The organism is Chryseobacterium sp. CS2K3, from assembly GCF_059515185.1.
In genome coordinates this window covers 14916-29124 of sequence record NZ_JCAKRW010000017.1, presented here as the reverse complement: position 1 = coordinate 29124, position 14209 = coordinate 14916, and the positions used below count along the sequence as shown (strand labels likewise).

The following is a 14209-nucleotide window of genomic DNA, read 5'->3' as shown; positions in this document are numbered from 1 at the left end:
AAAAGTTAGTTAATGAAGAAGATTAAGGTCCTTTTCAGTACGTGATAGTTCAGCATTGAGATGGTGTTTTTCAAAAAAAGCTTTTAGTTCAAGTAAACGTTTTTTATTATCGTAAGGAATACTTGAGTTGAGTTTTCTTTGACAGAGCGAGCATGCTCTCGCATAATGAAAATCTGTTTCAGTAAGGGTGCTAGTTCCATTCATTACACAGTTGGCATTAAGACAATGGCTGATTCCAAACATATGACCGATTTCGTGAGAACTGATCTTTATAAGCCTTTGAAAGCTATCATTAAAATTAGAATCAGTTAAATTACCATTAGCAAATCGATAGATAGAAGTTACACCAACACCATCTTCATAAGAGGCATATCCAAAAACATAGTTCCATTCAGGTCTTGGAAAAAGGTCTCTTTCTGTGATTCCCATCAGTACTACAGCATCCTTTGGCTTCCTTTTAATTAAAAAACTATCTAATACATAGCTAGCCAGAATCTGTTCCTGTCCATCCTTGAAGATTCTTTTTACGGTTTTAGGAAAGATCGTGTTGGGTAATGTTGGTAATACTTTCGTTTCAAGCTGAAAATAGATCTTTAAGTATTCTTTTGTAAGCTCAATCTCTTTTTGCTGAAGCTCATTAAAATTACCGATTGGCTGCAGATAAATTGTATTTTTTGCAGGTTCTGGTTTGATTTTTTTTGCTTTTTGAAAATCATCAAACTGCTGAAATTTTTCATCATGATTATACCTCCAGCTTCCTGGTTTTGGAGTGGCAGATAATTGTACATCGTTGATAGCAATAGTTTCAAAATAAGTTTTTTCCTTTTTCTGGCAGGAAAAAAAAGTAAAAATTATTACATAAAACAGAGTTGGAGTGAAGCTAAATTTTCCCTGGCTCATAAAAGAAAAGAAGTTTCTTTCTGGCACCGTCAAACTCTGCCCAGGACTCGCAGTCAACCTCAAAACCGGCTACACCACAGGTTGGGAAATGAAAGATATCTTCAGAAATGGAGTTTGCAAAATTGGAAATTCCATTATTATGAGAGAACAGGGCAACTGAATTCAGCGTGTCATCCAGATCATAGATTACAGATTCAAAATTTGTTTCCGATGGATTATATAATTTTTCATTAGTAGAACAGTTCAGCTGATAGGTCTGATTAAAAATTCTACAGGTATTCAAAGCGCGTACAGCGGGGCTTGATACAAAGTGATCAATGGAAATATTGTTATTTTTTAAGAATCTGGACATGTTCATAGCATCCTCCAGCCCTTTGTCTGCCAAAGGTCTGTCAAAGTCCTCCGTTTCTTCCGGCCAGTCGCTTTTTGCATGTCTTACGAGGATGAGTCTCTTCATATATTTGTTTTTTGGAAGATTAAAATTATAAAAAAAATAATGGAATAAAACATGATTTGGATAAAAAAACTGCGTTATGAATAAAATCAGTAAATTTTACTAAATTTGCAGACTTATGGGACAAATCCTTGCAATAGACTACGGAAAAGCACGTTGTGGTATCGCCGCAACAGACGATATGCAGATCATCGCCAGTGGGTTGGAGACTGTAGAGAACCGTAATTTGATGGAGTTTTTGAAAAAATATTTCAGCGAAAATAAGGTTGATGAAGTAGTGATTGGGCTTCCCATAGACTTAAAAGGAAATATTTCAGAGGTGGAAACTGATATTCTGAAGTTCATTGAAGAATTTAAAAAAGAATTTTCAGATATTGCTGTTCATCGTTTAGATGAAAGGTTTACTTCCAAAATGGCTTCATTCTTTATTTCCCAAAGCGGAAAAAATAAGAAGAAAAGACAGGAAAAAGGATTAATAGATAAAGTAAGTGCAACGATCATATTGCAGAATTTTTTAGAACAAAGATTAAGATGATATTACCAATAAGAGCTTTTGGAGATCCTGTTTTGAGAAAAGTAGGGAAAGACATAGAAAAAGACTATCCCGGATTACAGGAACTGATAGATAACATGTTCGAAACGATGTACAGCGCGAATGGAATAGGTCTTGCAGCGCCTCAGATCGGTTTGGATATCCGTCTGTTTGTAATAGATGTAACTCCTCTTGCAGAAGATGAGGACTATGAAGATATTAAGGATGAGCTGGCAGAGTTCAAAAAAGTATTCATCAACGCTAGAATTTTAGAAGAATCTGGCGAAGAATGGAAATTCAATGAAGGTTGCCTGTCTATTCCGGATGTAAGAGAAGATGTGAAAAGAAAGGGAACAATCGTTATTGAATATTATGACGAAAATTTTGTGAAACATACAGAAACTTTTTCCGATATTAGAGCCCGCGTAATTCAGCATGAATATGATCACATTGAAGGAGTACTTTTTACTGATCATTTAAGTGCTTTGAAGAAAAAGCTGGTAAAAGGAAAACTTACGAAAATCACTCAGGGTGATGTAAGCATCGGTTACAAAATGAGATTTCCAAAATAATTTAAACAAGGATTAAAAAGAATAATAAAACGCAATAAGCCACGAGCCGATTGCAGAAATTACAAAAAATAAAATTATGCTGTTAGAAAAAATAATTTCAATTTCTGGAAAACCAGGACTTTACAAATTAGTTTCTCAATTAAGAAACGGATTCATCATTGAAGATGTTACCAACAAGAAAAAAGTAAGCATTGGAAACTCTAGCCAGGTAAGCTTATTAGACAATATTGCAATGTTTACATTTGATAAGGAAGTTCCTTTGTTCGAGGTTTTTGAAAATATTGCTAAAAACAATGATTACAAAGAAACAATCTCTCACAAATCTTCTGATACAGAATTGAAAGAATTCATGTTAACTTCACTTCCTAATTACGATACTGAAAGAGTATATTCTTCAGATATCAAAAAATTAGCTCAGTGGTATAACATTCTTCACAAGGCTGGATACATTACTCCAGAAAGTTTTGTAAAAGCTGAGCCTGAAACTTTAGAAGGTGAGCCGGCTACAGAAGAAGTAAGCATTGAGAAAGAAGCTAAAAAAGCAGCTCCAAAAGCAGAAAAGCCAGCTACTCCAAAAGTAAAAGCTACTTCAGCAGCAAAAGCAGCTCCTAAAAGCACACATAGAAAACAAGGATAATTCAGTTCTGAATTAAAAATACAAAGCCTTGTCAGGAGATTCCTGACAAGGTTTTTTTATATTCAAAAACCAAACAGGTTTTCGAAACCTGTTTGGTTTGATTTTTTTAAGCTCAGATTATAAAAACTTTGTTTAAACTTAAATCTCATAATCCAAATATGATCCCAAAGTGTTGAGATTGATCTAAAATTAGCACATCTAACAGAAGGTTTGAAGAGGATGAAGAATCTGAAGACAGGATACTTATAAAAACCAAACAGGTTTTCGAAACCTGTTAGGTTTGATTTTTAAAACAAGATGAGATCAGATTATAAAAACTTTGTATAAACTTAAATCTCATAATCCAAATATGATCTCAAAGTTTTGAGATTGATCTAAAATTAGCACATCTCATAGAAGGTTTGAAGAGGATGAAGAATCTGAAGACAGGATACTTATAAAAACCTAACAGGTTTCCAAAACCTGTTAGGTTTAAACTGATCCCATAACTTTCACTCCCAACGTTTGTAATGGTGTCCGAATAACCCTTACATTTGTATAATATTGAATTTCCAATTACTATGAATACAAAACAGGAGAAATTAGAAGCTTTCGGAAGATTATTGGATATAATGGATGATCTGCGTGAAAAATGCCCGTGGGATCAGAAACAAACGTTACAGTCTCTTCGTCATTTGACCCTTGAAGAAACCTATGAACTTTCTGATGCTATTTTGCAGGAAGATTTACAGGAAATCAAAAAAGAATTAGGTGATGTGTTGCTTCATCTGGTTTTTTATTCTAAAATAGGTTCCGAAAAAGGAAGTTTTGATATAGCAGATGTTATTAATTCTCTTAATGAAAAACTGATCTTCCGTCATCCGCATATTTATGGAGATACCAAAGTAAAAGATGAGGAAGAAGTAAAACAGAATTGGGAAAAGCTAAAATTAAAAGAAGGAAATAAGTCTATTCTTGGAGGAGTTCCGAAAAGTTTGCCAAGTCTGGTAAAAGCTTATAGAATTCAGGATAAAGTAAAAGGGATTGGCTTTGAATTTCATGATGCAGAAGATGCGTGGAAAAAGGTAGATGAAGAAATTCAGGAATTTCATGCTGAAACAGACCTTGGTAAAAAAGAAATGGAGTTGGGAGATGTATTTTTCTCATTGATTAATTATGCAAGAATCTCAGGAATTAACCCGGATTCTGCTCTGGAAAGAACAAACCTGAAGTTTATTTCAAGATTTCAAAAAATGGAAGGACTTGCTGAAGAACAGAATGCCAAGCTGGCGGATATGTCCTTAGAAGAAATGGATATTCTCTGGGAAAAAGCAAAACAATTACAATAGTTCTTTAATTGGAACAATTAATGCTTCTTATTTTCAGTTTAAATTAAAACAACACACAATGCTAAGACTTCTTATGTTACCTCTTTTTTTATTGAGCTGCAATCCTAAAGCACAGAATTCGCCTTCATCAGATAATGATCTGCAACTTCAATTTTCCTTACCTAAAAAACTAAAGGAAGTTTCCGGAATTACTTTATCAAAAGATAAAAAAACAATCTGGGTAATAGAAGACAGAGGGAATAAGAACGCTATTTATGGTCTTAATGACAAAGGAGAGATGGTTGCCAAAGTTCCGGTAGAGAATGCTGAAAATACAGACTGGGAAGACATTATTTCAGATGTACAGGGGAATATTTATATCGGAGATTTTGGTAATAATGATAATAACAGACAGGATCTTGCTATTTTGAAAACTGATCTGAAAGATGCTGCTCAGGCAACTACAAAAGTTATTCAGACGACTAAGTTTCATTATGAAGGACAGACAGATTTTCCACCAAAAAAATCAAACCTTTTATACGATTGTGAAAGTTTTGTAGAAATGGATGGTAATTTTTATCTTTTTACTAAAAACAGAAGCAAAGGCTTTGACGGTACTTTCCTGGTATTTAAAGTTCCTAATAAAGAAGGTGATTTTGAGGCAAAACTGATCGGTAAATTAAAACTTCAGGGCGGATATAATGATGCAGCTATTACCTCTGCTACGATTAACAGTACAAAAGATAAGATTGTATTACTGACACATAAAAACGTACATGTTCTTACGGGATTTACTCCTGACAGTTTCAATACCGCAAACATTGAGAAAATTCCATTGAATCATAATTCTCAAAAAGAAGCCGTTGTATTCCTTGATGATAAAACATTAATGATTGCCGATGAGAAAGCAAAGCAGGAAGGCGGAAATGTATATAAGTTTTCACTGAAACCATAAAAGATATATTTTTGCAATACAGAAATTAACCATGAAAAAACTATTTTATTTTCTCTTTGCATTGACTTTATTTTCGTGCAGTAGTAATGATGAAGAAACTCAGATAGAAGATTTACAACCGGACAAGGCTTATCTCTTTTTTGCAGACGAACCTTATACTCCAGCCTCTTCATGGCATTATCAATTTACTTATAAGAATGGGAATTTAATAAAGATGATTGGGAAACTATATACTCCTTCACCAGGTACATTTTATTTTGACCCAAATGCACAAGTTATATTGACTTATAATAATAATCAGGTAACTGTAGACGGAACCACATTTGATAATATACCTATTGTTTATATATTAGAAAATGGTAAACCAAAAACTGCAAAGATGTCTTATCAAGATGAATATGGTGAAAAAGTAGTAATGTCAAAGACCTATACTTATGAACCAAGTAAAATTACGGTATATTCAAAACGTTATGATATAGAAACCGTTACTACTTATTATTTTGATGCTAAAAATAATTTGATTAAAAAAGAATCATTAGAAAAAACATGGAAAGGCGAGGATAATATTCGTACAACGACTACTTACACAGATTTTGATAATGCTAGAAATCCATTCAAAAAGATGTATCTAATCAATGATACTTTTTATGAGAAAAGTTTATCTGTAAACAATTTTAGAGAAAAGAAAACGGTATATCAGTATTTGCCTAATTCCCAAAACGGAAATGTAAATCTGCCTTCTGGTTTCTCATATAACCAATGGACTTATAAATATGACTCAAACGGACAATTGCTTTTATACTACCCACATTAATACATAAATAAAAACCACAGAACATTCTGTGGTTTTTTATGCTGAAATTAAAATTTTCTTTTCTGAATTTTCTTAGGGAGCTGGATTGAATTATACAATTCCGCAAGTTCTTTAGGTGGCTTCCCGGAATCAAAGCTTGCTGAGGTATAGGTAGTACCATTGCTAGTAATGATAATGGTAGCTATCAACGCCCTATCTGTATATCTGTCTGTAGTAGGAGACTGAAGACTGGAGATTTTAGATAAATCTATTGCTTCTGCCTGTTTTGTGATCTTTCCCCATTCGGATGCAGACATTGGAGAATTGCTTTCTTCTCCATTATAGGAGCTTACTTTAGATGCAGGAGTGTAAGTAATAATGGTATTACTTCCTCTTGTCTGTTCTGTTAACTGTATTTTTTCAATTTTACTCTGTTGTGAAGATGCTTCTGTTTTTATAGAAGTACTTTCATTTTTGCTCTGATGATTACAATTAAGATTGAATAACAGAAATATAAAACTGATCGATAAGATGAGACTTTTCATTTTTTATTTTTTTGATATTGGTGTTTATTTAAAATTTCATTCCTACTCCGGCAGAGATCCTTCCACCATCGGCGCCATAGAAATAATTTAATCTTGCAGACATCATTTCCACGATGCTCAGCCATACTCCGGCTCCTACAGACTGATGCCATTTTCTGGAATATTCACCATCATTCCATACACGTCCGATATCGTAGCCTACAAGAATTCCCATATTGGCTGGAACGATATTATTTCTGACTCTTCCAAAATCCCATCGTATTTCAGAATTATTGACGAAATATGATCTTCCTGAGAATCTTTCGTTTCTGAAGGCTCTCATTCCGTTGTTACCACCAATAGATGCCGCCTGATAGAATTCAAAATTATGATTATTGATCCACATGGCATTGCTGGCATTGGCAAATACAAAAATTCCTTTTTTATCAATTCTGTGATCAATTGCCCATCGACCTTTCACCGTCAGGAAATTTCTGTTGAAATTAGAGAAAGTAGCCTTCCAGTCAGCATTTAACATTAATTCCATACCTAAAGTAGGAAAAGCTGCGTTATTAGCATTTTTATAACTGAAAGTATAATTTGCTCCTAAAAACTGTTGACTGTCAAAAACCTCAGGTCGTACATCAGGCGACTGATTGATAAATCTACCGTCTTTTCGCTGAACTTTGTTGTCTTCAAAAGTAAGCTGAATCTGATGATTGAAATTCATCCATGTTTTTTGAGAGATGGATGGAGCAATATTGAACTTGGAAATCCTAGCCCTGTTATATTCTCTTTCCGTATTTTCTTTATCATAAATACTCTCGTTGGAAAGTCCAAAGAAGTTCTGGGAAAACCTCGGAGTTGTATACGCTGCATCTAAGTTGAAATCCCATCCCGAAATTGCTTTCTTGAAAATTCCTTTATAAATAAGACTGAAACCTGCTGTAGCGGTATAAAAATTAGCTTTTAAACTATGTTTTTGAGTAAAAGGATCGCGGATGAAATTGTTAACGGTATAATTTACCAGCATTCCAAGGATCACTCCGTCATCGGGGTTGTAATCTGCATTGGGATAGCCAGCCACAGCATTGTATTTTGGATGCTTATAATTATAAGTATTGATTTCATAATCGTCCGAAATATTCTTAGTTGCATTACCAGCCTCCCTGTAGGTATTCTTTTGAGAAGCAAAATCATAAATCTTTACTTTTCTGCCATCTTCAACTTTATAAACATCATGGTTATTTCCTCCGATCAGGCGGATGTTCATTTTAGGTCTTCCGATTCCTACTACTTCATAGACATCATCATCTTCAAGACCGTAAATCCAAAGTTCTTTTGTTTTGGAGTCATAATAGGTTTTATCAAAAACAAGCTCATTTTTATCCTTGTTTTTTCCTAATTTATATTGCTGTACCTGTACAGAGTGTCCTTTTTTGGTAATAACAAATTTATCAGGGTTTACAGTTCCGGCTAGAGGTACTTTTTCCTGCAATACATTGTAATAATCAGCAGCGTATTTCTGTAATTTTGTTTTTCTTAATTTCAGTTTTCTCTGAATATCTGCAATCGTTTCGTCCTGTACCTCTTTAGGAAGATTATGAAATGCATCATCAATATCAGCATCCGATAAATGCTCCTGAATATATTTTGCCTGTGCTTCCCATTCTTCTTGTGTAGAACCCTTTAAGAACACCAGATCCATCGGATATGGTTCCATAGCCAGCCATTTAACACTGCTGATGTCATCGGTAAACGTTTTCATGTGTCGGATGGCAGGAACATTCATAATGACCCTAAATGCTGCTCCATCATATTTGCTGAATGCCTGATCTCTGTCCTTCGGAATTGGTTTGTAGATAATTTGATCTCCATCTTCATATTCTGCCCATTTCCATTGGTCAGAGTGCCTATCCCAGTCACCGATCAGCATATCAAAAAGTCTGGCTCTGATATAGGATTCTTTATCTACAGAATATTTGGTATTCTTGCTTAAGTTTTTCAGAACATCATCCGTGGAAAGGATATCTTTGGCATTATTAAGATAAGCAAGTGTTTTGGGATCCGATGAGAAACGTTCTTCTATCATATACATTTCATCTCCATAATTCTGGTTATATCGGTCTAAAGCCTTTTGTTTAGGGATATAATACAGTTTCGGATTACTATGGAAAATGTTTAGTTTTTCAGACATATTTCCAACGGAAAACGGAGTAAAGGGATGATTGGTTGTATAAAAATCCAAAAGAAATTTTTCCGGAAATGTATCCGTAAGTTCTTCTCCTAAAGTACTCTTTTTGAATGCCATATTGTTAAGGAATCTGACAGCACTTTTTTTCACACCACGCATTACAAATTCCTGCCCGTCCGGAGCCAGTAATCTTAAACTGTTCGACTGGTTTCCGCCACCTTCCCTGAATGGGATATAACCGCCATTAAGCTCTGAAAGATTAGCTATAGGGGCTTCAATAGGAATGCCATAATACTTTCTGTAATGTTCTCCCCATAACCATCGGTAAACGCCTCCTTTCTGGGTAAGCTGAACCGGATAGATGCTTGATGAAAACGTTGAAGGAAATTTATTAGGAAAATTATTTACAAATACATCCGGCTTGGAAATTACGGAGATCTGAGTCAGTTTTTTTAATTGTTCGTCTTTTGTAGAGAAATATTCTACATCAGTACTTTGGTCTTTTCTTATATTCAAAACAGCAAAGCCATTTCCTCCGTAAGAAAAATCTGTTTTTTCTGCAATGGTAGAGGGATCTGTTTTTGAGCCGGCTCCACTTATGATCTGTCTGATATTTCCGTCTTCATGATACTGTAAATTATGATCATGCCCGGAAACAAAAATAATGTTTTCCTTATCCTGAACTAAACTTTTCAGTCTATTGGCAAGGTCAGCATAGTGTGGATTGTTGAGGTCAGCCGGACTTATTCCTGAAGAGCTTCGCAGGATATTGATCATACTTGCCACAACAGGCACCGGAACTTTACTTTTGAGTGGGAAAAGGTGTGACTTTGCAGAATGAAACCCGGCATGGGTTCCACTGCTTATAATAGGGTGGTGAAGGGCTACAATAATCCTTTTGCCCTGATTTTTAATAATAAGATCTTTAAATTCTGTAAAGAAATCCTCACGGGTTTTGATATTACAGTTTTTATTGATTCCCGGGTAATTGTCCCAATTGGCGATAACCCATTCCGTGTCGATTGCGATAAGCTTAATATCCTTGGATATCGTAATATCATCAATTGGGCAGCCATTTTTAGGCAGGAAAGCTTTTTTATCGTCAAAATATTTTTTTACGAATGCTTCCTGTGCATTTAATCTGTCTAAGCCATTATACCAATCATGATTTCCAGGAATAACAAGTGTTTTTCCTTTGAAATTTTTGGTGATGGATAGCTGATTTTCCAGCTTTTGTTTTGCTAAATCGTAATCTTTATCTGTTTCCTTAGGCAATCCGTTGGGATAAATATTATCGCCCAGAAAGATCAGCATAGAATTGCTGTCGGCAGAATCCAGTTTGCCTTTCAGCAGATTTAATGTTTTTTGTGCCTGTGGTTCATCTGCATTTCCGGCGTCTCCAATGAGGAACACTTTAAAATCATTTTCAGATTTTATCTCGGAATCTTTTACTTCGAATAAGTTTTTGCCCTTTTGTACGTTATATGTTGCACAGGAATACATTACTCCGGCGGACATTACTGTTCTCAGAACAATAGAAGTATTTTTTAGATGAGTTTTAAAGGATAAATTCATAAATTTACATTAACAAAAATTCAGGAATGAACATTCTAGACAAAGCTAAAAATTATGTTGAAACCTTATTCAAAGATAAGTTATCTTCAGTATATTTTTATCATAATTTTATTCATACTGCCTACACCGTCAATAAGGCTGAGGAAATCATGAAGAATACCCCTGTTTCTGAGGCAGATCAGGAGAAAGTTCTTGTAGCATTGTGGTTTCATGATACAGGGTATATAGAATGCGCCAAGAATCATGAGGAAAGAAGCGTTGAAATTATGAAAGGCTTTTTACAACAGGAAAACTATCCGGAAGCGTATATTGCAGATGTAGAAAAGCTGATTCTTGCTACTAAAATCACCTATGAACCCCAGAATTTATTAGAAAAAATTGTGAAAGATGCTGATTTCAGTCATTTTGCAGGTCACGATTATAATGATATTTCTGATTGTCTGAGGAAAGAGTGGGAGCTTACTAACGTTAAATGCTTCTCTAATGATGAATGGAATGCCGGAAATCTGGATATGCTAAAAAACAAGCATCACTTTTATACAGATTATGCAAAGGAAAACTGGGAGCCTCTAAAAAAGAAAAATATCAAGAAAATTGAAAAAAAACTGATGAAAGAAGAGGAAAAGAAAGATAGTTCCGATAGTAAATCCGATAACAAAAAAGATAAAGAGAAATCAGACAGAAGTGTAGATACACTTTTCAGGATTACTCTGAACAACCATACGAGATTAAGTGATATTGCAGACAGTAAAGCTAATATTCTGTTGTCTGTAAATGCAATTATTATTTCTGTTTGTCTTTCTGTATTGGTTCCTAAGCTGGATGCACCGAAAAATTCACATCTTATTCTACCCAGCTTTATCTTATTATTGTCAAGTGTTTTGACTATTATATTCGCCATATTATCCACAAAACCGAATGTAACTAAAACAACATTTACTTCTCAGGATATCACGAACAGAAAGGTAAATCTCTTATTCTTCGGAAACTTTAATCAGATGCTGTTTGATGATTATCATAATGCAATGAAGGATCTTATTAAAGACAGAGATTACATCTATGATTCTATGGTGAAAGATCTATATTATCTGGGAAAAGTTTTAGACAGAAAGTATAAGCTGTTATCGATTACTTATAAGATCTTTATGGCAGGAATTATTATTTCCGTGTTGTCATTTGGATTTGCTTTTCTAAGTCTTTAAATTAAGAAATAACAAAAAACAGAGCTGCTTCTGGGAAAATTTAACCTTACCTTAAGCAGTTTTTTTGTGCTATAATGTTTGATAGATTGTTCAGAATGAATGCTGGCATAATGAGACTCTTAATGCTAATAATCCCGTTATTCCCTGTAGATCTTCAACTTTCAGAAATTCTATATCGTGTTCCAGAATTCCTTTCTTCTGGAGTTTGGCAATGTATTCCAGATATTCCTTCTGATTTTCCATTCCGAAATAAACAATGGTGATCTTTCCGGGAGCGGTAATACGTTCAGAAGAATCTTTGACATGAGCTTTATCCAGACGTTTTTTGATAATCTCATAATAAGAATTGTAGGCTCCGTCTACATCAAATCGTTTTTCATCCATTCTAAAACGGATGTCTATTTTCTCGTTATAAACAAAGATCAGAGAAGCTATGTCCAGGTGAATAGGAAGCTCTTTTTTAAATGACTGGAATTCGATTTCCATTTTACAGATGGTCTTTAATTGCCAGTATCGAAGCTTGTGAACAACTTTTGAAGTGTAATGCAAATCCGGAGCAATTGTGTGTCCTATGTACAAATTATGCTCTACACCGTCAGATTTAAATCTTTCATAGTAATGCGGAAAAATCTGCTGAGCCTTATCCTGATTTTCATCCAACATATCAGCCAGTTTTCTGTTGACTAAAGTGATGGAATTGTCCAGATCTTTTCGGTGATTATAAAACAAATCGGTTTGATTCAATACGAGTGCAAAGTAATTTTGAATCACTGATTTAATTTCCTGGGACGTTCTTACTTCCAGCTTTCCCTGTAAAAAAGGGTGTATTTCGTCTCTCAGTAATCTTTGAAAGCGTTGCTCTGTATCTGCTTTAATTTCATGGTTCAGTTCATTCTCAAAAACCTCAAGAGCAAGAAGAAATTTTTCCGAATCAGAATTCGTTAATGTCAGAATATTTTTAAGCCATTCAATTTGTTGATTAAGATCTTCAACCATCAGATTGAAACGTTTTTCAGAAGAAGAACGAATGTCTGAAACTCCAAACAATGGCGTAAGATTTTTAAATGAAATTTCCTTAAGGGTGTATATTTTTTTACCAAGTGACGCGGTGAAGTATTTTTCCGCTTCATTCCTGAATTTCCATACCACGCTGTTGTGAATAGAGGTATATTCCCGTTGGATAATGGCTTCAATCTGATAATTTTTCTCAAAGCTGAATCTGTTAAGTGAAAACAGCATCATATCAGTGAAAAACTCCATTTTTTTAAGCTTCAAACCATTGAAACTTCCGGCAACAGGCGAAGTAAATTCCATAATGGCAAGAAGTTCATTATCCTGCATGATAGGAATCACCATAAAGCTGTTGATGTTATTATTCTTTAAGATACTGAAAGACGAAAGCTGCTTAATACTTTCATCCAGATTGTCCACATTGGAAATAACAATTGGCTTGGAATTATGACTTAAATTATTGAAAGTCGTTTTACGGATTTCCTCATCAAAAGTATTGATCCAAAAATCAAGAATATGGTTGGTAAAAACATTCTCATAAATAGGAACTTTCTCCAGTTTCTGATCTTTTTTGTTGAAAAGCATCAGCCCGAAATTAAGCTCGGGAACTTCAAAATACGACTTAAAGATCTCGATGAGATTTTCATCAGGAGTCAGGTTTTCAAGATCTATTTTGATCATACTTGATTTCAGGTCAGACAAAGCAACTTCCGAAGTACAGTCAACAAGGGATATAATTGTAAAACCTTTTAAAATCCATGCTTCAGAGGGAAAATATTTTTTCCATAGTTTAGCATCGTCCATATTTTCCAGCAGCATATCTAAAATATCATCTGTTGGAATTTTGGCCCTTTCGGTAGGGAAAATCTCAGTATAATCAGAGTTTACCGTAATTTTATAATGCTTCATGATTCCGTTTTTATCCGGTATATCAAAATAAAGCGGGATGGTAGTTCTGATGTCTTTTTTGAAATAATTCTGCAGAATAAGGCAACAACAAAATATGTACATTTCGTCATCATCTATGTTTCTAATTTCTATTTCAAAGTTTTTTCCGGCATCTTTAAGGATGTTTTTAAAACGTTGTGTATAATTAAAGGTAATATTTGAAAACGGAATGCTTGCTGCCTTGATTTCATTGTGGGTAAGCCCTGTAGGGAAGAGGTCGGCAAGAAGAAGCCTGATGAGCTCCTCATTTTTTTCCAATAATGAAACATCCTGAAATCCTTCTTTCAGTTCCTGAAAGTTTTTGGTCTTTTCAATCAGGGATTCCACATAGTTGACACGATATTCCAGACGGTCATTATAACGGATATGTTCCAAAACATCCAAATACTTTTTGAATGAGATGAAAATCTTAAATGGAGCGTCTTTTTTATAGAAATTTGCCAACAACTGAAATTTAGAGTAAAGTTATGAAAAAAAGACTATTTCCAAATGAGATTCGGATGGGTAATTATAATCTTTACCAGCAGTTTTGCTCTATTTTTGTAAAGAAATTCTTAAAAAGAATAGAACATGATATGTTTGTGATTTACTTTTTGATAATACTA

General features: G+C 34.3%; 12 protein-coding genes. 7 read left to right on the top strand and 5 right to left on the bottom strand.

Annotated elements, in window-relative coordinates:
• Positions 1-9: 9 nt before the first annotated feature.
• Positions 10-900 (bottom strand): archaemetzincin, encoded by an 891-nt coding sequence (locus AC5YGG_RS20120; RefSeq protein ID WP_496146220.1) that lies wholly within the window; start codon positions 898-900, stop codon positions 10-12.
• Positions 881-1357 (bottom strand): SixA phosphatase family protein, encoded by a 477-nt coding sequence (locus AC5YGG_RS20115; protein ID WP_496146219.1) that lies wholly within the window; start codon positions 1355-1357, stop codon positions 881-883. The genes AC5YGG_RS20120 and AC5YGG_RS20115 overlap by 20 nt, the downstream gene beginning before the upstream one ends.
• Positions 1358-1472: 115 nt before the next feature.
• Here AC5YGG_RS20115 and ruvX point away from each other — a divergent pair, with 115 nt between their 5' ends.
• The 6 genes from ruvX to AC5YGG_RS20085 all read left to right on the top strand — a co-directional run bounded on the left by ruvX (position 1473) and on the right by AC5YGG_RS20085 (position 6171).
• A complete protein-coding gene (gene ruvX / locus AC5YGG_RS20110; protein ID WP_496146218.1) occupies positions 1473-1889 on the top strand; it encodes a Holliday junction resolvase RuvX in 417 nt (138 codons plus the stop codon).
• Complete coding sequence (gene def / locus AC5YGG_RS20105) at positions 1886-2458, top strand: peptide deformylase (protein ID WP_076553078.1); 573 nt, start codon at positions 1886-1888, stop codon at positions 2456-2458. The genes ruvX and def overlap by 4 nt, the downstream gene beginning before the upstream one ends.
• 76 nt (positions 2459-2534) lie before the next feature.
• A complete protein-coding gene (locus AC5YGG_RS20100) occupies positions 2535-3095 on the top strand; it encodes a DUF5606 family protein (RefSeq protein ID WP_496146217.1) in 561 nt (186 codons plus the stop codon).
• A gap of 560 nt (positions 3096-3655) precedes the next feature.
• Positions 3656-4423, top strand: a complete 768-nt coding sequence (gene mazG / locus AC5YGG_RS20095; RefSeq protein WP_496146216.1) for a nucleoside triphosphate pyrophosphohydrolase — start codon at positions 3656-3658, stop codon at positions 4421-4423.
• Positions 4424-4481: 58 nt separating this feature from the next.
• Positions 4482-5357, top strand: a complete 876-nt coding sequence (locus tag AC5YGG_RS20090; protein ID WP_496146215.1) for a hypothetical protein — start codon at positions 4482-4484, stop codon at positions 5355-5357.
• Positions 5358-5388: 31 nt separating this feature from the next.
• Positions 5389-6171, top strand: a complete 783-nt coding sequence (locus AC5YGG_RS20085; RefSeq protein WP_496146214.1) for a hypothetical protein — start codon at positions 5389-5391, stop codon at positions 6169-6171.
• 47 nt (positions 6172-6218) lie between these two features.
• Here the strand turns inward: AC5YGG_RS20085 and AC5YGG_RS20080 are convergent, their stop codons facing one another.
• Both AC5YGG_RS20080 and AC5YGG_RS20075 read right to left on the bottom strand, forming a co-directional pair.
• Positions 6219-6695 carry a hypothetical protein gene (locus AC5YGG_RS20080; protein ID WP_496146213.1) on the bottom strand — a complete coding sequence of 159 codons (477 nt, stop codon included), beginning with the start codon at positions 6693-6695 and terminating at the stop codon, positions 6219-6221.
• A gap of 28 nt (positions 6696-6723) precedes the next feature.
• Positions 6724-10443 (bottom strand): metallophosphoesterase, encoded by a 3720-nt coding sequence (locus tag AC5YGG_RS20075; RefSeq protein ID WP_496146212.1) that lies wholly within the window; start codon positions 10441-10443, stop codon positions 6724-6726.
• 26 nt (positions 10444-10469) lie between these two features.
• Between AC5YGG_RS20075 and AC5YGG_RS20070 the strand changes: the two genes are divergently transcribed.
• Entirely contained in the window at positions 10470-11645 is a 1176-nt protein-coding gene (locus AC5YGG_RS20070) for a Pycsar system effector family protein (RefSeq protein ID WP_496146211.1), read from the top strand.
• Positions 11646-11735: 90 nt separating this feature from the next.
• Here the strand turns inward: AC5YGG_RS20070 and AC5YGG_RS20065 are convergent, their stop codons facing one another.
• Complete coding sequence (locus tag AC5YGG_RS20065; RefSeq protein ID WP_496146210.1) at positions 11736-14048, bottom strand: GAF domain-containing protein; 2313 nt, start codon at positions 14046-14048, stop codon at positions 11736-11738.
• Positions 14049-14209: the final 161 nt, after the last annotated feature.

What these genes read in the sequence shown, in the direction of transcription:
- AC5YGG_RS20120 (WP_496146220.1), bottom strand. Translation starts at nt 900, where the DNA reads ATGAGCCAGGGAAAATTTAGCTTCACTCCAACTCTGTTTTATGTAATA.
- AC5YGG_RS20115 (WP_496146219.1), bottom strand. Translation starts at nt 1,357, where the DNA reads ATGAAGAGACTCATCCTCGTAAGACATGCAAAAAGCGACTGGCCGGAA.
- ruvX (WP_496146218.1), top strand. Translation starts at nt 1,473, where the DNA reads ATGGGACAAATCCTTGCAATAGACTACGGAAAAGCACGTTGTGGTATC.
- def (WP_076553078.1), top strand. Translation starts at nt 1,886, where the DNA reads ATGATATTACCAATAAGAGCTTTTGGAGATCCTGTTTTGAGAAAAGTA.
- AC5YGG_RS20100 (WP_496146217.1), top strand. Translation starts at nt 2,535, where the DNA reads ATGCTGTTAGAAAAAATAATTTCAATTTCTGGAAAACCAGGACTTTAC.
- mazG (WP_496146216.1), top strand. Translation starts at nt 3,656, where the DNA reads ATGAATACAAAACAGGAGAAATTAGAAGCTTTCGGAAGATTATTGGAT.
- AC5YGG_RS20090 (WP_496146215.1), top strand. Translation starts at nt 4,482, where the DNA reads ATGCTAAGACTTCTTATGTTACCTCTTTTTTTATTGAGCTGCAATCCT.
- AC5YGG_RS20085 (WP_496146214.1), top strand. Translation starts at nt 5,389, where the DNA reads ATGAAAAAACTATTTTATTTTCTCTTTGCATTGACTTTATTTTCGTGC.
- AC5YGG_RS20080 (WP_496146213.1), bottom strand. Translation starts at nt 6,695, where the DNA reads ATGAAAAGTCTCATCTTATCGATCAGTTTTATATTTCTGTTATTCAAT.
- AC5YGG_RS20075 (WP_496146212.1), bottom strand. Translation starts at nt 10,443, where the DNA reads ATGAATTTATCCTTTAAAACTCATCTAAAAAATACTTCTATTGTTCTG.
- AC5YGG_RS20070 (WP_496146211.1), top strand. Translation starts at nt 10,470, where the DNA reads ATGAACATTCTAGACAAAGCTAAAAATTATGTTGAAACCTTATTCAAA.